Below are 18,071 nucleotides of genomic sequence, written 5' to 3'. Positions count from 1 at the left end.
GGCTCAGGCCACCTATTTGAATAGAAAGCAATGAACGACGATAACCCCCAAAATTCTGACGGTCCGAGTCGAAAGACCTTCTTTGAACGTATTGGACAGCTCTTTCAGGGAGAGCCTCAAAATAAGGAAGAGCTGGTCAGCGTGATCCGTGATTCCGAAGAGAATGCCCTGATCGATCACGATACCCGCGACATGCTGGAAGGCGTGATGCAGATCTCCGAAATGCGAGTTCGCGACATCATGATCCCCCGCTCGCAAATGGTCACCATTGAACGTTCTCAGAAGGTTGAAGACCTGATTGATATCATTGTTGATGCCCAGCACTCACGCTATCCGGTTATCAGCGATGACAAAGACCACGTTGAAGGTATTCTGCTGGCCAAAGACCTGTTGCAGTATCTGCGTCCGGACAGTGAGCCGTTTGACCTCGACGTTATCCTGCGCCCGGCTGTTGTTGTGCCGGAAAGCAAGCGGGTTGATCGCCTGCTGAAAGAATTTCGGGAAGAACGCTACCACATGGCCATTGTGGTCGATGAATTTGGTGGTGTTTCCGGTTTGATCACCATTGAGGATATTCTGGAACAAATCGTCGGTGAAATCGAAGACGAATTCGATGACGAAGAAGAGCAGGAAATCCGTCAACTGAGTAAGCACACCTGGAATGTGAAGGCACTGACGACGATTGATGACTTCAACAAACTGTTCCAGACCAACTTCAGCGTCAACGACATCGATACCATCGGTGGTCTGGTCATGACCAGTTTTGGTCACCTGCCAAGCCGGGGTGAAGTGGTTGAACTGGAAGGTTATTCGTTCAAAGTTACCGCCGCGGACAGCCGCCGGATCATTCAGTTACAAGTGACGGTGCCGCAGGAGGCACATCAACCAACGATGACGCCCTGATGAGACGAATCGACAATCTAAACCTTTGGGGACGGCTGCTTTTGGCCGTCCCGGCCGGTGCGCTGGCGACCCTGTCTTTCGCCCCTTATAAGTTCTGGTTCCTTGCTCCGCTCTCCCTCATTATTTTCTTTACCCTGCTGCAAAACCAACGTCCGAAAACCGCTTTCCAGACGGGTTTGGCATGGGGTTTGGGCCTGTTTGGCAGTGGTGTCTGGTGGGTTCACGTCAGCATTGCCGACTTTGGCGGGATGCCCATTGCCGCCGGACTCTTCCTGATGGTCCTGCTGATCGGCTATCTGGCGATCTACCCTGCATTGTTTGGTGCACTCCTTGCCCGGTTCGGCCAGGGCCGCCCTTTCCACCAGCTGATGCTCATCGGCCCGGTGCTCTGGTTAGTACTTGACTGGTTACGTGGCTGGCTGTTCACAGGCTTTCCATGGTTATGGCTGGGTTACGGCCAGATTCACGGACCATTTGCCAGTTTTGCGCCAATACTGGGTGTTGAAGGCCTGACACTTGCGCTGGTTCTCGGCTGCGGTGCTCTGGTTGCGGCCGGTTACTACCGCAACTGGAAACCACTGATGATACCCGCGCTGCTCCTGTTGCTGGCTTATCAGGCCAAAGGAATTGACTGGGTTCAGCCTGACCCATATAAGCCGGTGAAAGTCGCTCTGGTGCAGGGCAACATTCCGCAGGCCCTGAAATGGCAGCCGGATCAACGCTGGCCCACGCTGATGAAATATCTAGATCTGACCCGTGAAAACTGGGATGCCGATATTATTGTCTGGCCGGAAGCCGCTATACCGGCGCTGGAGCAGCAGGTCGGCACTTTCCTGAGTCGTCTCGATGAAGCGGCCCGGATGAATCAGAGTGCGGTGATCACCGGAGTGCTGGACAGAACCGGTGAAGGTGAGTATTACAACAATATCCTGACGCTGGGCGTCAATCGCAACGGCGCATACCACTACGATACGGCGAGCCGGTACAGCAAACATCATTTGCTACCGTTTGGCGAGTTTGTGCCCTTCGGGGACTTGCTGCGCCCGTTGGCACCGTTTTTTAACCTGCCGATGTCCTCGTTCAGCCGGGGTAGCTTTATCCAGCAGAATCTGGAGGCTAACGGTTATGCACTGGCGCCAGCGCTCTGCTATGAGATTGCGTTCAGCGAGCAGGTGCGCCAGAACGTCAGTTCAGGTACAGACATGCTGCTGACATTATCCAATGATGCCTGGTTTGGTCGTTCTATCGGCCCGCACCAGCACATGGAAATCGCCCAGATGCGCGCACTGGAAACCGGAAAGCCTTTGCTGAGAGCCACCAATACCGGTGTCACAGCCGTGGTCGACTATCAGGGCAAGATTATTGCAGAGCTGCCGCAGTTTGAAACCGGCGTCCTGCGTGCCACCGTTACTCCGACCAAAGGAATGACGCCTTTTACCTCGCTGGGCAGCTGGCCGCTCTATCTCTATCTGTTATGGTCCGTCACCTTGTCCTGGCTGCTCGTGAAACGGCGTCGGGGAGATTTCAGAGATACCAATCCGCAGGAAGGGGTACACTGATCCCCATCCACACCGCGAAATCACAAAGAGGGCTCTGGCCCTCTTTTGTTTTTCACCCAATGCCAGATGTTCGGTGTTTGAAGATCAGTCATGGATGGCCGGGAGAGAGCCACCTGCACCTGCAGTGCCAAAGACTAAGGTGCCAGTGGCTGACGGGTGAACTGGGTGCCTCCGCATTGCACGCAGGGCTCAATAATACGGACATGGGTATACTGCTCATGGTGACCGCACTTCTCACAGACCAGATTCCCCAGCCCGACCACTTCACCGGCCTTATACACGCCCCGGTGCTTGAGATCATCCATCACTTCAACCCATTCCAGCTGAGTCTTGTCAGTCACTTCTGCCAGACCGCTCCAGATCGTTTCGGATACCAGCTTATAGAACGGGCTTTCTGAAAACGGCTCCGGACTTTCCTGCACATTCTGGCCGAATTCCTTCAGATCCCGTTTGAAATACTCCCGGATCAACGCCAGTTCATCTTTCGTCATGTCACTGGCAGCTTCCCGGTATTTCTCGCTGGTATCGATCCAGTGTTTTAACTCTTCCGGACTGTGTTTCAGTGTTTCCGTAATGTCTTCCAGCATCGATTCATACGCAGCTTTTTGTTTCACCATCTCAGTTCTCCCAAGCTAATCCGCCAACTCGGGTCTGCCTTGTCTGAAATATCACAAGAATAAGCACACCGATTCGGCCTCAGCTATTGTTGCTCCCTTTACCTTTAGTTATTCTATGTCGATTATTTTGACTGTGTTTGTATTCAACTCACAAAAATCCCGGATGTCATCGATGCAAGAACAATACCGTCCTCAGGACATTGAACAGCAAGTTCAAGAACATTGGGACAACAATAAGACCTTTGTTGTAAGTGAAGACCCGAATAAAGAGAAGTTCTACTGTCTCTCTATGTTCCCTTATCCAAGCGGACGACTTCACATGGGTCACGTTCGTAACTACACCATCGGTGATGTCATCTCCCGTTATCAGCGCCTGCAGGGCAAAAATGTCATGCAGCCAATCGGCTGGGATGCTTTCGGCCTGCCTGCTGAAAACGCCGCAGTGAAAAACAACACGGCTCCGGCGCCATGGACATACGAAAACATCGACTACATGAAGAACCAGCTGAAACTGCTGGGCTTCGGTTACGACTGGAACCGTGAATTTGCCACCTGTACGCCGGAATACTACCGCTGGGAACAGGAATTCTTCACCAAACTGTACAACAAAGGCCTGGTTTATAAGAAAACGTCCTCGGTCAACTGGTGTCCGAACGACCAGACCGTTCTGGCAAACGAACAGGTTGAAGACGGCTGCTGCTGGCGTTGTGATACGCCTGTAGAGCAAAAAGAGATCCCTCAGTGGTTCATCAAGATCACCGCCTACGCGCAGGAGCTGCTGGACGATCTGGAAAACCTGGAAGGCTGGCCTGAGATGGTGAAAACCATGCAGCGCAACTGGATCGGCCGCTCCGAAGGGGTTGAGCTGTCTTTTGAGGTTGAAGGCCAGAACGCACCACTGGAAGTGTACACCACCCGTCCGGATACCCTGATGGGCGTCACTTACGTCGGTATCGCTGCGGGTCACCCGCTGGCAGAGCTGGCGGCACAAAACAAACCTGAGCTGGCCGCATTCATCGACGAATGCAAAAACACCAAGGTTGCTGAAGCTGAACTGGCAACCATGGAGAAAAAAGGCATGGCGACCGGCCTGTATGCCATTCATCCGCTGAACGGCCTCCGTGTCCCGGTTTACGTGGCTAACTTTGTTCTGATGGATTACGGCACAGGTGCCGTGATGGCTGTTCCTGCCCACGATCAGCGTGACTTCGAGTTCGCGACCAAGTATGGCCTGGACATTGTTCCTGTGATCAAACCTGCTGACGGCAGTGAGCTGGATATCAGTGAAGCTGCATACACCGAGAAAGGTGTCCTGTTCGACTCGGGTGAGTTCGATGGTCTGGACTTCCAGGCAGCATTCGATGCCATCGCCGCCAAACTGGAAGCGGAAGGCAAAGGCAAGAAAACCGTGAACTTCCGTCTGCGTGACTGGGGCGTATCCCGTCAGCGCTACTGGGGTGCACCAATCCCGATGGTGACGACCGAAGACGGTCAAGTGCATCCGGTCCCAGCCGATCAGCTGCCGGTGATCCTGCCGGAAGATGTCGTGATGGACGGCGTGACCAGCCCGATCAAAGCAGACAAGAGCTGGGCAGAAACCACCTTCAACGGTGCACCTGCACTGCGTGAAACCGATACCTTCGACACCTTTATGGAGTCGTCCTGGTACTACGCGCGTTACTGTTCGCCACAAGCGGATGAAATGCTGGACTCCGATGCCGCCAACTACTGGCTGCCGGTCGACCAGTACATCGGTGGTATTGAACACGCCTGTATGCACCTGCTGTATTCCCGTTTCTTCCACAAATTGCTGCGCGACAGCGGTATGGTGACCAGCGACGAGCCGTTCAAGCAACTGCTGTGTCAGGGCATGGTACTGGCTGATGCCTTCTACTATACCAATGACAAAGGCGCCAAAGTTTGGGTATCCCCAACCGAAGTGACGCTGGATCGCGACGAGAAAGGCCGTATCACCAAAGCGACCGATGTGGATGGTAACGAGCTGGTGCATTCCGGCATGACCAAGATGTCCAAGTCGAAAAACAATGGTATCGACCCGCAGGAAATGGTTAATAAGTACGGTGCAGACACCGTGCGTCTGTTCATGATGTTTGCTTCTCCGGCAGATATGACACTGGAATGGCAGGAATCCGGCGTTGAAGGTGCAAACCGCTTCCTGAAACGTGTCTGGAAACTGGTTTATGAACATACGGCCAAAGGTGCGATCGAAGTTCTGGATGCCCAGGCACTGAATGCTGATCAGAAAGCCCTGCGTCGTGACGTTCATAAGACCATTGCCAAAGTGAGCGATGACATTGGCCGTCGTCAGACCTTCAATACGGCAATTGCTGCGATTATGGAGCTGATGAACAAGCTGGGTAAGGCGCCGCAAGCGTCTGCGCAAGACCGCGCCCTGCTGGACGAAGCACTGAAAGCAGTGGTTCGTATGCTGTACCCAATCACCCCGCACATCAGCTTTGAGCTGTGGAAAGCGCTGGGTGAAACTGATGTTGATCAGGCTCAGTGGCCCGTCGCTGACGAGAAAGCCATGGTCGAAGATGAGAAACTGATCATTGTTCAGGTCAACGGCAAGCTGCGTGCCAAACTGACGGTTGCTGCCGATGCTGACAAAGATCAGGTTGAGGCTATGGCCTTGTCTGACGAGAACGTCTCGAAATTCACCGACGATAAAACAATTCGTAAGGTGATTTACGTGCCGGGCAAGTTACTGAACATCGTTGCCAACTAATTCAGGCTAACGAACAACGCCTTCCCCCGGGAAGGCGTTTTCTCTTTTTACCTCTGTATTTGCTGAACAAGGAGTAGACACGGTGAGCACAGCTTCATCTCTACTGTCCCGCTTTCGTCTGGTCATTGTCATGGTTCTCGCGCTGACGACAACAGCCTGCGGATTCCACCTGCGTGGGAACTACATGCTGCCCGACGACATTGCCCGCCTGTCTCTGACCAGTTTTGATCAATACGGGCCGTTGACCCGTATGGTGAAATCCCAATTCAAATTACACGGTATTGAAGCAGTGCCGCCATCGGCGCAGGTTCCAAACCTGCATCTGCTCAGCGAATCCCAGGGCGAACGTACCCTGTCGCTCTATCAGAACAGCCGGGCTGCCGAATACGAGCTGACCTATACCGTCAACTATCAGGTGGTTATACCGGAAAAAGGCGCAAAGCGTTTTACCACCAGGGTGAACCGCAGCTTTCTGGACAACCCGCTGACCGCACTGGCAAAGTCCGTAGAACGCGACATGCTGCTGGATGAAATGCGCCAGCAAGCCGCCCGCCAGATCATGCGCCAACTTGCCCGTCTGACCGCCGATCTCAATCAGCTGGACACCGAGACTGAAAACGAACAGGGCGTGTCCACGATTGAAACGGAAACAGATGCCGACAAACAGGCCGCAGAGCAGCTTTTTGAGACCAAAGGCACTGTTGCACAATGAGGATCTACCCGGAACAACTGAGTGAGCGGCTGAAACAAGGGTTATCAGCCGCTTACCTGCTGTCTGGCAACGAGCCGCTCTTATTGCAGGAGACCTCAGACCGCCTCAGACAACAAGCCAAAGCGGAAGGCTTTCTGGAACGGCACAGCTACACCATTGATAATCAGCTCGACTGGCATGAAGTTCTGGATAACTGCCAGGCACTGAGCCTGTTCTCTTCACGTCAGATCATTGAGCTGACCCTGCCGGAAAATGGCCTCAATGCCAATCAGGCCAAATCACTGCAAACGGTGATTGATGCACTGCACCCGGATATTCTGTTACTGGTATTTGGTCCCCGTCTGAACAAAAAACAGGAATCCACTGCCTGGTTCAAAGCGCTGACTGCGCAGGGAATTTACGTCCCCTGTAATACGCCGGATGCCCGACAGTTACCCCGGTTTATTCAGCAGCGATGCCAGCAGCTTGGACTGAACGCAGACGCCGAGTCGATCCAGCTGCTCGCCCAATGGCATGAGGGGAACCTGTTAGCACTGACGCAAAGCCTGTACAAACTGACCCTGATCTATCCGGACAACACACTGACGGTTCCTCGTATTCAGGATGCCCTGAGCCGGCACAACCACTACACGCCGTTTCAGTTACTGGACGCTCTGCTGGCCGGGCAGGCCAAACGCAGCCAGCGGATCCTCCGCCAGCTCGAAGCTGAAGGTGTCGAAGCCATCATCATTCTGCGGACGCTGCAGCGGGAACTGACTCAGCTGTACCGGATGCAGGAAATGGGGCGGCAAGGGGTTCCGCTGAACCGGATCTTTGAAAACTTCCGGGTCTGGCAAAACCGGCGCGAGCTTTATGTCGGCGCCCTCCACCGCCTGACGTTACCGATGTTATTACAGGCACTGCACCAGCTCACCCAGCTGGAACGCCAGGTGAAAACAGACTTCAACAGCCATGTCTGGCCCGATTTAAGTACTCTTTGTGCACTGATGTGCGGGATGAACAAGAACTTGCCTTTGCTTTGACGAAGGCAAAATATTGTTAAATCTGGCTGCTGCTCAAAAAAACCGACCTCTGCTGGTCACGCAAGCAGCAGCACCGATTGAGCATGCTATACTCCGGCGTTAAAATGTGAACCCGATCGGCTCATCCGACTCTAACAAACAGAGCCTGTTCACCCGGAATGCAAACTGAAATGAGGGAGCCCCTTTTGCAGGTACAAGAACTACACGACTTTATCATTGATAAAATTGATGACATGAAAGCGCAGGACATCGTCACTCTGGATGTCCGCGGCAAATCCAGCATTACAGATCTCATGGTCGTTTGCACCGGTACCTCGAACCGACACGTCGCTTCAATTGCTGACAATGTCAACAAAGCCTCCAAGCTGATCGATTTTCCCCCGTTTGGCATCAGTGGTGAAGAAGACGGCGAATGGATTGTCGTTGATATGGGAAGCGTGATGCTGCATATCATGCAGGAAGATGCCCGACAGCTTTATCAATTGGAAAAGCTCTGGGGCTGATTGACGGATGAAGTTACAACTGATCGCCGTCGGCACCAAAATGCCGAAGTGGGTAGAAACCGGTTTTGAAGAATATCGCCGCCGATTTCCAAAAGACATGCCGCTGGAACTGATTGAGATTTCAGCCGGAAAACGGGGCAAAAATGCTGATATTGCCCGTATTCTTCAAAAAGAAGGCGAAGCCATGCTGGCCGCAGTAGCCAAAGGGAACCGCATCGTCACGCTGGATATTCCCGGTAAACGCTGGGATACCGAGCAACTGGCCGGACAGCTGGAAAACTGGAAACTGGACGGGCGCGATGTCTCTATCCTGATTGGCGGGCCTGAAGGTCTGGCGCCAGCCTGTAAAGCTGCGGCCGAGCAAAGCTGGTCACTCTCTCCGTTAACCCTGCCACATCCTCTGGTGCGTATCGTCATGGCGGAAAGCTTGTACCGGGCATGGAGTATCACGGCTAATCATCCATACCACAGGGAATAAAACGGCATGCGCAAGAAGCGACTTCAGATCCGTGACCATCAGGCAGAATCATCGCTGTTTTTCCGGCGAGCTATTTTTTCCTTCGCCGGTATTCTGGTCCTGATTGGTGTCCTGGTCGGTAACCTTTATCACATTCAGGTCAGCGAGTTTGAGGACTACAAGACTCGCTCCAACGATAACCGCATCAAGGTTGTGCCGGTCGCCCCGAACCGCGGGATGATCTACGACCGTAACGGTGTTCTGTTAGCTGAAAACCGGCCGGTTTACTCTCTGGAAGTCGTGACAGAAAAGGTTCCGATGCTGGATGATACCCTGGAACGGCTCAGAGCCTTGCTGGGCATCACGGATGAAGAAATCGAACGTTTTGAAAAAGAACGCCGCCGTACGCGCCGTTTCAACTCTGTTCCGCTGCGCAATCAGCTGACTGAAAAAGAAGTCGCGCTGTTTTCTGTGAATCAGCACCGTTTCCCCGGTGTTGAGGTGAAAGCCTATCTGAAGCGTTATTACCCTTATGGTGACGCCCTCACCCACGTCCTCGGCTACGTTGCTAAAATCAATGACCGTGATTTGGAGATGCTGGATCGCCAGGGCCACCTGAACAACTACAAGGCAACCCGGGATATCGGCAAACTCGGTATTGAAAAATACTATGAAGAGATGCTGCACGGCACATCCGGTTATCAGGAAGTGGAAGTGAACAGCCGGGGCCGTATCATCCGGACTTTGAAATATGTCCCGCCCGTCCCCGGTAAAGATATCCGCCTGAATCTGGATATCGAGCTGCAGCTTTATGTGAAGCAATTGCTGACCGAGAAAAAAGTCGATCCGGAAACCGGCGAAGAATTTATCAAGCCCAAACGCGGTTCTGTCGTCGTCCTGGATCCGAAAGATTCCTCCGTTCTGGCGATGGTTTCCAGCCCGAGTTATGACCCTAACCTCTTTGTCCATGGTATTTCCGGCAAAGCGTACCGGGACTTGCTGGATGACAGGGACAGACCGCTGGTGAACCGTGTCACCCTTGGTATTTATCCGCCAGCTTCAACCGTAAAACCTGCAATTGCCGTCGCAGCCTTGTCTGAAGGGGTGATTACTACCAGTACCACACGTAATGATCCCGGGTTCTGGAAAATTCCGAACTCCAAGAGCCGGCCATTCCGCGACTGGTTGCGTTGGGGACACGGAAAGGTGACCATTCACAAAGCCATTGAAGAATCTGTTGATACCTTTTTCTACCAGATTGCCTACGACATGGGGATTGACCGTCTGTCTTCCTGGATGAGCAAATTTGGTTACGGGGAATATACCGGTATTGATATTTTCGAGGAAAGTAAAGCCAACATGCCCACCCGAGAGTGGAAACAGGCGCGTTTCCGTCAGCCCTGGTATCAGGGCGACACCATTCCTGTCGGTATCGGTCAGGGCTACTGGACGGCAACCCCGTTGCAGATCGCGAAAGCCACCACGGTTCTGGTAAACAATGGCGTAGTCCGGGCCCCCCATCTGCTGAAAGATATCATCGGGCCTGAAGGCGAAACACCGGCCAAATATGAGATCTTCCCGCCGGTGACCGGCGTAGAGCCAAAGTACTGGAGAGTAGCAAAAGACGGCATGTACCGGGTGCTTTTCGGCAACCGGGGAACGGCACGGCGTGCTTTCTATGGCGCGCAATATAAAGCTGGCGGTAAGTCAGGCTCCGCACAGGTCTTTGGTCTGGCTGAAGATGAAGAATATAACGCCGAAGAGCTGGAAGAACATCTGCGGGATCACGCGCTGTTTACCGCTTTCGCACCTTTTGATGATCCACAGGTTGTGGTTGCAATGGTGCTGGAAAACGCCGGTGGCGGTTCCAGTAACGGTGGCCCGGTCGCACGGCAGATCTTCGATCACATGTTACTGGATCACAGTGATGAACATGACACCAACAAATCAACACTTGCCGAGGTAACCCGATGAGTATCATGGCTGCCGCAGGCAGTAAAACAACCCTGAGTGACCGGCTGCATATCGATGTGCCGCTGTTACTGGGGATCCTGACCGTGATGGGTTTTGCTCTGGTGGTCATGTACAGCGCCAGCGGCCAGAATCTGGCTATGATGGAGCGTCAGGCGGTCCGGATGCTGTTGTCACTGGCCATTATGTTTATCCTGGCTCAAATCGCGCCCCGACACTACGAAGCCTGGGCACCTTACCTGTTCGGTGTCGGCCTGCTCTTACTGCTTGGCGTCCTGCTGTTCGGGGAAATTTCCAAAGGCGCGCAACGCTGGCTGGATCTCGGTGTGGTGCGTTTCCAGCCCTCAGAGCTGATTAAACTGGCGGTACCGCTGATGGTGGCCCGGTTTATCGGGAATCATCCGCTGCCCCCCAGCCTGAAGAATATCGTAATCGCCACACTCATGATTTTCGTGCCCACGATTCTGATTGCCAAGCAGCCCGATCTGGGAACCTCAATCCTGATCGCGGCCTCCGGGGTCTTCGTCCTGTTTCTGTCCGGGATCAGCTGGCGCATTATCATTTTTGCCGGGTTGCTCGTGGCTGCCTTCATCCCGCTGCTCTGGTTTTTCCTGATGCATGATTATCAGCGAACCCGGGTCCTGACGCTGTTCAATCCTGAATCAGATCCGCTAGGTGCCGGCTACCACATCATCCAGTCGAAAATTGCCATTGGTTCCGGTGGTATTACCGGCAAGGGCTGGCTGCACGGCACTCAGTCACAGCTAGAATTTCTGCCGGAGCGTCATACCGACTTTATCTTTGCCGTGATCGCTGAAGAATGGGGACTGGCTGGCGTGGTCGGCCTGCTGGCTCTCTATATTTTCATCATCGGCCGCGGACTTCTGCTGGCGAGCCGGGCACAAACGGCCTTTGGCCGCATGATGGCAGGCAGTATTGTCCTGAGTTTCTTCGTTTATGTTTTCGTCAATATCGGGATGGTCAGTGGCTTGCTGCCCGTTGTTGGTGTTCCCCTGCCCCTGGTCAGTTACGGCGGCACCTCAATGGTCACCCTGATGGCGGGCTTTGGTATCCTGATGTCTATCCACACTCACAGAAAAATGCTGTCTAAGGCGAACTGATGCGCATTGCTTCTCAATCGTTCATTTTCTCTCTGTGCTTCACCCTGCTGCTGGCCGGGTGTAGCACCACATCGACTTCAGATCGGTATCAAATCAAAGAAGACCGTGCACCGGACAGCTCTCCGACACTGGATCATATTGAAGATGCCCAGCCAAGATATGAAGCTAAAAGTCTGGCCGGTAATGTGAATTACAATCTCAATGGTCAGCATTACACGATTTTGCCGTCTGATCAGCCTTTCACGCAAGAGGGACTGGCCTCCTGGTACGGCAAAAAATTTCACGGCCATCAAACCTCGAACGGCGAAATTTACGATATGTATTCCATGACGGCAGCGCATAAAACCCTGCCGTTGCCGAGCTATGTCAGAGTCACCAACAGAAATAACGGCAAAACCGCCATCGTCCGGGTAAACGACCGTGGTCCATTCCACGAAGGACGAATTATCGACCTCAGTATGGCTGCCGCGACCAAACTGGACGTGATTGGTCATGGCACTGCACCGGTCAGCATTGAACTGATTCAGATGCCCAAGCCAGACAAGGCAGAGTGGCAAAGTGCCAACCCGAGATGGTTTTTCGTTCAACTCGCGGCATTCAGCGATCTGAGCAAAGCACAGGCTGCAGCTCAGAAGCTCAAAACTGAATTCAATACTCAGGTGGAACTGAAAAAAGCAAAATCCGCAGCGGTATACCGGCTGCGCCTGGGGCCCTATCTGGACTCACAGGAGGCTGAACATTTACGTGATCAAGCCAGAGCATCACAGTTCCCGGAAGCTTTTGTGGTATCCGAGTTGCGCGAGTTGAACTAATTTGCCAACCTGAAGTCTGACAAAAGTATGTAAAAATTTCATAAGATTCTTGTGTGGGCCCTTATATCGTCGGGTTGAGAACTGTTTATCAGGACTCAATCTGATATAGTGGTTCCAATTTTGTTATCCGCAATCCAAGTAACAACTATCATGAATAAATCTGCTGCATTTTTTCGCTCTGTCACAGCCTCTGCCGTTTTGATGACAAGCCTTTCCGCGACAGCGGCACCAGCCGTTGTTCCAGAAGCCCCGCAGATAGCCGCTAAAGGTTATGTCCTGATGGATTACCATTCAGGCAAAATTCTGGCCGGACAAAATGAATACCAGAAGCTGCCGCCTGCGAGCCTGACCAAGATGATGACCAGTTATGTCATCGGTCAGGAAATCAAACGCGGTAACATCTCTATGGATGATACTGTTGTGGTCAGTAAAAATGCCTGGGCGAAAAACTTCCCTGGCTCATCCAAAATGTTTATCGAGGTTGGTAGTGAAGTCAAAGTGTCTGACCTCAACCGCGGTATCATCATTCAGTCAGGCAATGATGCTTGTGTTGCCATGGCCGAACATGTGGCTGGTTCTGAAGACTCTTTTGTCGATTTGATGAACGGATGGGCAAAAACACTGGGGATGGATTCCACCCATTTTGCCAACGTACACGGTCTGGATAATGCCAATCTGTTCACCACCCCTTATGACATGGCGCTGCTGGCACAGGGCCTGATCCGTGACGTGCCGGACGAGTTCGCAATCTATAAGGAAAAATCTTTCCGCTATAACGGCATTGAGCAGTTCAACCGAAACAGCCTGCTGTGGGACAAGAGCCTGAATGTGGATGGTCTGAAAACCGGCCATACGGATAACGCCGGATACAGCCTGGTCAGTACTGCAACCGAAGGTCAGATGCGTCTGATCGCTGTTGTGATGGGCACCAAAAATGCCAACGCCCGTAAAGCTGAAAGTAAAAAGCTGCTGAACTATGGTTTCCGCTTTTTCGAAACCGTTTCTCCGCATAAAGCCAACGAGACCTTCGTGACTGAAAAAGTCTGGATGGGTGACACGGATGAAGTCTCACTGGGTGTCAGTCAGGATACTTTCGTCACGCTGCCGCGTGGTTCGGTCAAAGATCTGAAAGCCAACTTTGTGCTGGAAAAAGAGTTGAAAGCGCCAATCCACAAAGGCGATGTTGTCGGTAAACTGTACTACCGCCTGGGCGATGACGATGTTGCTGAATACCCGCTGCTGGCACTGAACGATGTCAATCAGGGAGGCATTTTCAGCCGTCTGATTGATTATATCGTCTTGTTGTTTAAGGGCTGGCTGAGCTAATCGCTTTCGCATGAAAAAGGACAGCCTCGCTGTCCTTTTTCTTTTTAACCCGCTGATGGCATCGTTTGTACTGTTCCGTTCCCTTTGCATGACTTGTGTTCTGGACGGCGAGCCATTAATATGCTGCCCTTAATTGTGATACACCGCATACATTTCCGGGAGTTCAGCATGCAACAGCAAGAACAGCCAAAACTTAAAGATTTACTCGAGTTCCCTTGTCAGTTTACCTACAAGGTAATGGGCTTTAATAAGCCTGAACTGCCGGACCTGGTGGTAGAAGTGATTCAACGCCATGCGCCAGGTGACTACACGCCGTTGGTGAAACCAAGCGGCAAAGGCACTTACAGTGCCGTTTCAATTACAATCACAGCGACTCACATTGAGCAGGTTGAAACGCTTTATAAGGAACTGGGCGAGATTGAGATTGTCCGTGTCGTCCTCTGAGACCTGGTCCTACCGAGCAATTGGCGGCTGAAATTTCAGCCGCCAAGTTTTATAATGCACCATTATTGGTATCTTCTGACTCGCAGCAGATCCCGACAGACAACATGGGTGTGAATGTGCAAAGAAATCTCATTGTCCGCAACCTGGGCCTGAAAGACTATTCTGTCACTTATGAGGCCATGCATGATTTTACCGCCGATCGCGATGACGACACCGTCGATGAGATCTGGCTGGTTGAGCACCTTCCCGTTTTTACTCAGGGGCAAGCCGGCAAAGCCGAGCACGTGCTGAATCCTGGTGATATCCCTATTTTTCAGAGTGATCGCGGTGGACAAGTGACCTATCATGGCCCGGGGCAGCAAATGATGTATCTTCTGCTCGATCTGCGCCGCCTCAAACTGGGCGTCCGTGAGCTGGTCACGCACATTGAAAACACAGTAATCAACACGCTATCCCGTTTCGGGGTAACCTCTAATGCCCGTCCGGACGCCCCTGGTGTCTATGTCGACGGCAAAAAAATCTGCTCACTCGGTCTACGTATCCGTCGCGGCTGTTCTTTTCATGGCCTGGCCCTCAACGTCAACATGGATTTATCGCCTTTCATGCGCATCAATCCCTGTGGCTATGCGGGTATGGAAATGACTCAGCTGGCTATGTTCAATGGCCCTACAGAACTGGCTGATGTGCAACCTATACTTGTCGATGAGTTAGTGAATTTGCTCGATTACCAGAGCATAGAGTGGATAACGGAAAGCAATTAATCATGAGCAAACCGATCGTAATAGAACCAGGTGTCAAATATCGTGACGCCGACAAAATGGCCCTGATCCCAGTACGTAACATGGAAGCGGAAGAAAAACCCCGTGAAATGCTGCGTAAACCGGAGTGGATGAAAATCAAACTGCCGGCGGATACCCAACGTATCCGGGACATCAAGGACGCGATGCGTAAGAACAACCTGCACTCGGTCTGTGAAGAGGCATCCTGTCCGAACCTGGCAGAGTGCTTTAGTCACGGTACGGCCACCTTCATGATTCTGGGTGCCATCTGTACCCGTCGATGCCCGTTCTGTGACGTTGCCCATGGCCGTCCGCTGCCGCCAAGTGCTGAAGAGCCGGTTCATTTGGCTCAGACCATCGCTGATATGAAGCTGCGCTACGTGGTTGTCACATCCGTTGACCGCGATGATCTGCGTGACGGCGGTGCACAGCACTTTGCTGACTGTATCCGTGAAATTCGCGTGAAGAGCCCTGAAATCAAGATCGAAACCCTTGTCCCTGATTTCCGTGGCCGGATGGATCGTGCGCTGGAAATCCTGCGTGATAATCCGCCGGATGTCTTCAACCATAACCTGGAAACTGCGCCACGCTTATACCGCAAGGCCCGTCCGGGTGCGAACTACCAGTGGTCGCTGGATCTGCTGAAGAAATTCGGTGAAATGCATCCGAACGTTCCGACAAAATCCGGCCTGATGATGGGTCTGGGTGAAACCAAAGAAGAGATCATTGAAGTCCTCAAGGATCTGCGTGCACACGGCGTAACGATGCTGACCTTAGGTCAGTACCTGGCACCAAGCCGCCACCACTTGCCTGTTGAACGTTATGTGCCGCCATCAGAGTTTGATGAGCTCAAAGAAATTGCACTGGAGCTGGGCTTTACCCATGCGGCCTGTGGTCCGTTTGTCCGCTCGTCTTACCATGCCGACCTGCAGGCAAAAGGCGAAGAAGTGAAATAATCACACAAGTCGGGAATCGTATGGTGACATGACGCCTCTGATTCCCGTGCTTCGTCCCCAGTTGGATCCCATAAAAAAACGCTTCGGAGTCTGTGACATACCGAAGCGTTTTTATTTTTGAACTCAGTTCTGTAACTGTACTGTTCCCTGCTCTGTCAGCGCTGATTCTCTTTATCAATCACAGCTGCCAGTACCGGCGCTAAACTTTCCAGCGCTTCCTCAGTGATCGGCTTACCATCTTCATCTGTGACGGTAATTGAGGTCCGGTTCCCCAGATCACCCAGCTGCAAATCATAATCACGATTCGACAGCTGAAGCGGCTGAATACCGAGTTCGGTCCAGAAATCATCACCCGGTGAACGGAAAGAAACATCAACTGTACCCTGAGAACGGTTTCTGCCATCAACGGTGAAACCCAGCGCCTGCAGGAGGCTTGGCAAGCGTTCCCAGAAAACATTGTAAGGCGCACGCGCAATAATCACGGGTAAACCGCTGCGATCACGGCCCATACTGATTGAGATCTGCTTGACCAGTTCCTGTGCCCGCACGCGGGCTTTCTCACGCTCATATGCGTCGTATTTCGCCATGACCAGATTCGTCATCAGGATACTGTAACGTTCCTGATTCCCGAGACTCACCGTCTTGTCGACACCCGCTTCACGCCAGTCCAGCAGTTTAATGGTATACAGGTTCTGGCCATTCTCGCTGGAACGGGTAATCCGGTATCGGCTGCTGATTTCAGTGTCTTCATCCTCGTTGTTCCACTGAACCCAACTGGTTTCCAGGGTCTGCGCGGTATCAACATCAAATGGAATATTCCGCTCTTTCCCAAGACGTTTGGTCAGGGTCCAGAGTTCATTCAATTCTTCAGCTTTAACCAGTTGCAGGCTCACCGTACCATCGGAATTATGGACAGTTCGGGCGCCCGGAATGAGCGCGAGTACCTGTTGCGGTGGACGAATATCAACCGCTTTACCAATGGCACCAGAATAGTCGGCAGCCGGAATGGCATACTCGCCAGACACCGTCGCCGCACCGCTGCTCGGGCTGTTCCAGCTGCTGAGCGGTACAGTTTCCAGATAATTAAAGTCCTGATTTGCCTGACGGCGGCGCTCAGCACCACCCGAACAGCCAGCCAGTGTAGCGACCATGACAGCCGTAACTGCCAGCCTGTAATTCACATTCATGTAGAGCTCTTACGTTCCTATGCGGTGGCCAGTGAAGGCAGCAGTTTCGCATCTTTCAACGCTTGCAACACAACAGGTTCAGCCTCTTTGCTCAGCGGCGTCAACGGCAGACGTAATGTACCGTGCTGGATCAGCCCCATTTTGTGTGCTGCCCATTTCACCGGAATGGGATTGGACTCAACAAACAGGTTCTTGTGCAATGGCATTAATTTTGCGTCAATGGCTTTCGCAGCTTCAATCTCGCCATTCAGTGCCAGCCGGAACATCGTTGCCATATCCTCAGCTGCAATATTTGCAGTCACTGAAATGACGCCATGTCCGCCAAGCGCGACAAATTCCAGACCTGTTGCATCATCACCGCTGAATTGGAGGAAATCTTCGCCGCAAAGTTCCCGAGTTTTTGCTACACGGGACAAATCGCCGGTCGCATCTTTAATTCCGATGATGTTATCCAGCTTAGACAGGCGTGCCACAGTTTCCGGCAGCATATCGACAGAAGTACGACCCGGTACGTTGTACAGAATTTGCGGCAGGTCTGTGGCTTCAGAAATCGCCTTGAAGTGCTGATACAAGCCTTCCTGCGTCGGTTTGTTATAGTAAGGAGTCACTGTCAGGCAAGCGGCAACACCCGTACCGGAGAAAAGTTTACTGAAAGTGATGGCTTCATGGGTGGCATTGGCGCCTGTACCGGCAATGACAGGGATACGGCCCTGAGCAAAATCGACTGTCTTCAGCACCACTTTCACGTGCTCTTCCACAGTCAGCGTGGCGGACTCGCCTGTGGTTCCTACAGCAACCAGAGCATCTGTGCCTGCTGCAATATGATATTCAACCAAGGATTTCAGGCTGGCGTAATCTACTTCACCGACTTCATCCAAGGGCGTAACTAGCGCTACCATGCTACCAGTAAACATGTCGATCTCCCTTTTTTATTGATTTCTCATGGTACTTTT

17 protein-coding genes are annotated in these 18,071 nt (G+C 52.5%); 14 read left to right on the top strand and 3 right to left on the bottom strand.

Features of this window, described 5'->3' with window-relative positions:
• Window positions 1–30 precede the first annotated feature (30 nt).
• Window positions 31–903: a CNNM family magnesium/cobalt transport protein CorC gene (gene corC, locus L4174_RS03610; protein WP_248143440.1), complete on the top strand. Its 873-nt coding sequence runs from the start codon at window positions 31–33 to the stop codon at window positions 901–903.
• A complete protein-coding gene (lnt, locus tag L4174_RS03605) occupies window positions 903–2,462 on the top strand; it encodes an apolipoprotein N-acyltransferase (protein WP_248143439.1) in 1,560 nt (519 codons plus the stop codon). The genes corC and lnt overlap by 1 nt, the downstream gene beginning before the upstream one ends.
• 134 nt (window positions 2,463–2,596) lie before the next feature.
• Here the strand turns inward: lnt and L4174_RS03600 are convergent, their stop codons facing one another.
• Window positions 2,597–3,079 carry a zinc ribbon-containing protein gene (locus tag L4174_RS03600; RefSeq protein ID WP_248143438.1) on the bottom strand — a complete coding sequence of 161 codons (483 nt, stop codon included), beginning with the start codon at window positions 3,077–3,079 and terminating at the stop codon, window positions 2,597–2,599.
• A 172-nt stretch (window positions 3,080–3,251) separates the two neighbouring features.
• Between L4174_RS03600 and leuS the strand changes: the two genes are divergently transcribed.
• The 12 genes from leuS (at window position 3,252) to lipA (ending at window position 15,931) form a co-directional block, all read left to right on the top strand.
• Window positions 3,252–5,828 (top strand): leucine--tRNA ligase, encoded by a 2,577-nt coding sequence (gene leuS / locus L4174_RS03595; RefSeq protein ID WP_248143437.1) that lies wholly within the window; start codon window positions 3,252–3,254, stop codon window positions 5,826–5,828.
• Window positions 5,829–5,910: 82 nt separating this feature from the next.
• Window positions 5,911–6,540: an LPS assembly lipoprotein LptE gene (gene lptE / locus L4174_RS03590; protein ID WP_371929370.1), complete on the top strand. Its 630-nt coding sequence runs from the start codon at window positions 5,911–5,913 to the stop codon at window positions 6,538–6,540.
• Window positions 6,537–7,562 (top strand): DNA polymerase III subunit delta, encoded by a 1,026-nt coding sequence (gene holA, locus L4174_RS03585; RefSeq protein ID WP_248143436.1) that lies wholly within the window; start codon window positions 6,537–6,539, stop codon window positions 7,560–7,562. Before lptE ends, holA begins: the two co-directional genes overlap by 4 nt.
• A 185-nt stretch (window positions 7,563–7,747) precedes the next feature.
• Window positions 7,748–8,065 carry a ribosome silencing factor gene (gene rsfS / locus L4174_RS03580; RefSeq protein WP_248143435.1) on the top strand — a complete coding sequence of 106 codons (318 nt, stop codon included), beginning with the start codon at window positions 7,748–7,750 and terminating at the stop codon, window positions 8,063–8,065.
• Window positions 8,066–8,072: 7 nt separating this feature from the next.
• Entirely contained in the window at window positions 8,073–8,543 is a 471-nt protein-coding gene (gene rlmH / locus L4174_RS03575; RefSeq protein ID WP_248143434.1) for a 23S rRNA (pseudouridine(1915)-N(3))-methyltransferase RlmH, read from the top strand.
• Window positions 8,544–8,549: 6 nt separating this feature from the next.
• Entirely contained in the window at window positions 8,550–10,496 is a 1,947-nt protein-coding gene (mrdA, locus tag L4174_RS03570) for a penicillin-binding protein 2 (protein ID WP_248143432.1), read from the top strand.
• Window positions 10,493–11,614: a peptidoglycan glycosyltransferase MrdB gene (gene mrdB / locus L4174_RS03565; RefSeq protein ID WP_248143431.1), complete on the top strand. Its 1,122-nt coding sequence runs from the start codon at window positions 10,493–10,495 to the stop codon at window positions 11,612–11,614. The genes mrdA and mrdB overlap by 4 nt, the downstream gene beginning before the upstream one ends.
• Window positions 11,614–12,426: a septal ring lytic transglycosylase RlpA family protein gene (locus L4174_RS03560; RefSeq protein WP_248143430.1), complete on the top strand. Its 813-nt coding sequence runs from the start codon at window positions 11,614–11,616 to the stop codon at window positions 12,424–12,426. Before mrdB ends, L4174_RS03560 begins: the two co-directional genes overlap by 1 nt.
• 150 nt (window positions 12,427–12,576) lie before the next feature.
• Window positions 12,577–13,752, top strand: a complete 1,176-nt coding sequence (locus L4174_RS03555) for a serine hydrolase (protein WP_248143429.1) — start codon at window positions 12,577–12,579, stop codon at window positions 13,750–13,752.
• Window positions 13,753–13,920: 168 nt separating this feature from the next.
• On the top strand, window positions 13,921–14,196 hold the full coding sequence (ybeD, locus tag L4174_RS03550) for a DUF493 family protein YbeD (RefSeq protein WP_248143428.1): 276 nt from the start codon (window positions 13,921–13,923) through the stop codon (window positions 14,194–14,196).
• Window positions 14,197–14,312: 116 nt separating this feature from the next.
• On the top strand, window positions 14,313–14,957 hold the full coding sequence (gene lipB, locus L4174_RS03545; protein WP_248143832.1) for a lipoyl(octanoyl) transferase LipB: 645 nt from the start codon (window positions 14,313–14,315) through the stop codon (window positions 14,955–14,957).
• A gap of 2 nt (window positions 14,958–14,959) precedes the next feature.
• Window positions 14,960–15,931, top strand: a complete 972-nt coding sequence (gene lipA, locus L4174_RS03540) for a lipoyl synthase (RefSeq protein ID WP_248143427.1) — start codon at window positions 14,960–14,962, stop codon at window positions 15,929–15,931.
• 155 nt (window positions 15,932–16,086) lie between these two features.
• Here the strand turns inward: lipA and bamC are convergent, their stop codons facing one another.
• Window positions 16,087–17,118, bottom strand: a complete 1,032-nt coding sequence (bamC, locus tag L4174_RS03535) for an outer membrane protein assembly factor BamC (RefSeq protein WP_248143426.1) — start codon at window positions 17,116–17,118, stop codon at window positions 16,087–16,089.
• A 17-nt stretch (window positions 17,119–17,135) separates the two neighbouring features.
• Complete coding sequence (gene dapA / locus L4174_RS03530; RefSeq protein WP_248143425.1) at window positions 17,136–18,032, bottom strand: 4-hydroxy-tetrahydrodipicolinate synthase; 897 nt, start codon at window positions 18,030–18,032, stop codon at window positions 17,136–17,138.
• Window positions 18,033–18,071 lie beyond the last annotated feature (39 nt).

Source organism: Photobacterium sp. CCB-ST2H9 (assembly GCF_023151555.2).
Classification (GTDB): domain Bacteria; phylum Pseudomonadota; class Gammaproteobacteria; order Enterobacterales; family Vibrionaceae; genus Photobacterium.
Note: the sequence above shows the minus strand (reverse complement) of the source record. Positions and strands in the feature narration are given on the sequence as shown.

Bases quoted from the DNA above. Each gene is read 5' to 3' on its own strand.
- mrdA (WP_248143432.1), top strand. From the start codon at position 8,550: ATGCGCAAGAAGCGACTTCAGATCCGTGACCATCAGGCAGAATCATCG.
- L4174_RS03560 (WP_248143430.1), top strand. From the start codon at position 11,614: ATGCGCATTGCTTCTCAATCGTTCATTTTCTCTCTGTGCTTCACCCTG.
- rlmH (WP_248143434.1), top strand. From the start codon at position 8,073: ATGAAGTTACAACTGATCGCCGTCGGCACCAAAATGCCGAAGTGGGTA.
- L4174_RS03555 (WP_248143429.1), top strand. From the start codon at position 12,577: ATGAATAAATCTGCTGCATTTTTTCGCTCTGTCACAGCCTCTGCCGTT.
- lnt (WP_248143439.1), top strand. From the start codon at position 903: ATGAGACGAATCGACAATCTAAACCTTTGGGGACGGCTGCTTTTGGCC.
- bamC (WP_248143426.1), bottom strand. From the start codon at position 17,118: ATGAATGTGAATTACAGGCTGGCAGTTACGGCTGTCATGGTCGCTACA.
- lipA (WP_248143427.1), top strand. From the start codon at position 14,960: ATGAGCAAACCGATCGTAATAGAACCAGGTGTCAAATATCGTGACGCC.
- leuS (WP_248143437.1), top strand. From the start codon at position 3,252: ATGCAAGAACAATACCGTCCTCAGGACATTGAACAGCAAGTTCAAGAA.
- mrdB (WP_248143431.1), top strand. From the start codon at position 10,493: ATGAGTATCATGGCTGCCGCAGGCAGTAAAACAACCCTGAGTGACCGG.
- L4174_RS03600 (WP_248143438.1), bottom strand. From the start codon at position 3,079: ATGGTGAAACAAAAAGCTGCGTATGAATCGATGCTGGAAGACATTACG.
- ybeD (WP_248143428.1), top strand. From the start codon at position 13,921: ATGCAACAGCAAGAACAGCCAAAACTTAAAGATTTACTCGAGTTCCCT.
- corC (WP_248143440.1), top strand. From the start codon at position 31: ATGAACGACGATAACCCCCAAAATTCTGACGGTCCGAGTCGAAAGACC.
- holA (WP_248143436.1), top strand. From the start codon at position 6,537: ATGAGGATCTACCCGGAACAACTGAGTGAGCGGCTGAAACAAGGGTTA.
- dapA (WP_248143425.1), bottom strand. From the start codon at position 18,032: ATGTTTACTGGTAGCATGGTAGCGCTAGTTACGCCCTTGGATGAAGTC.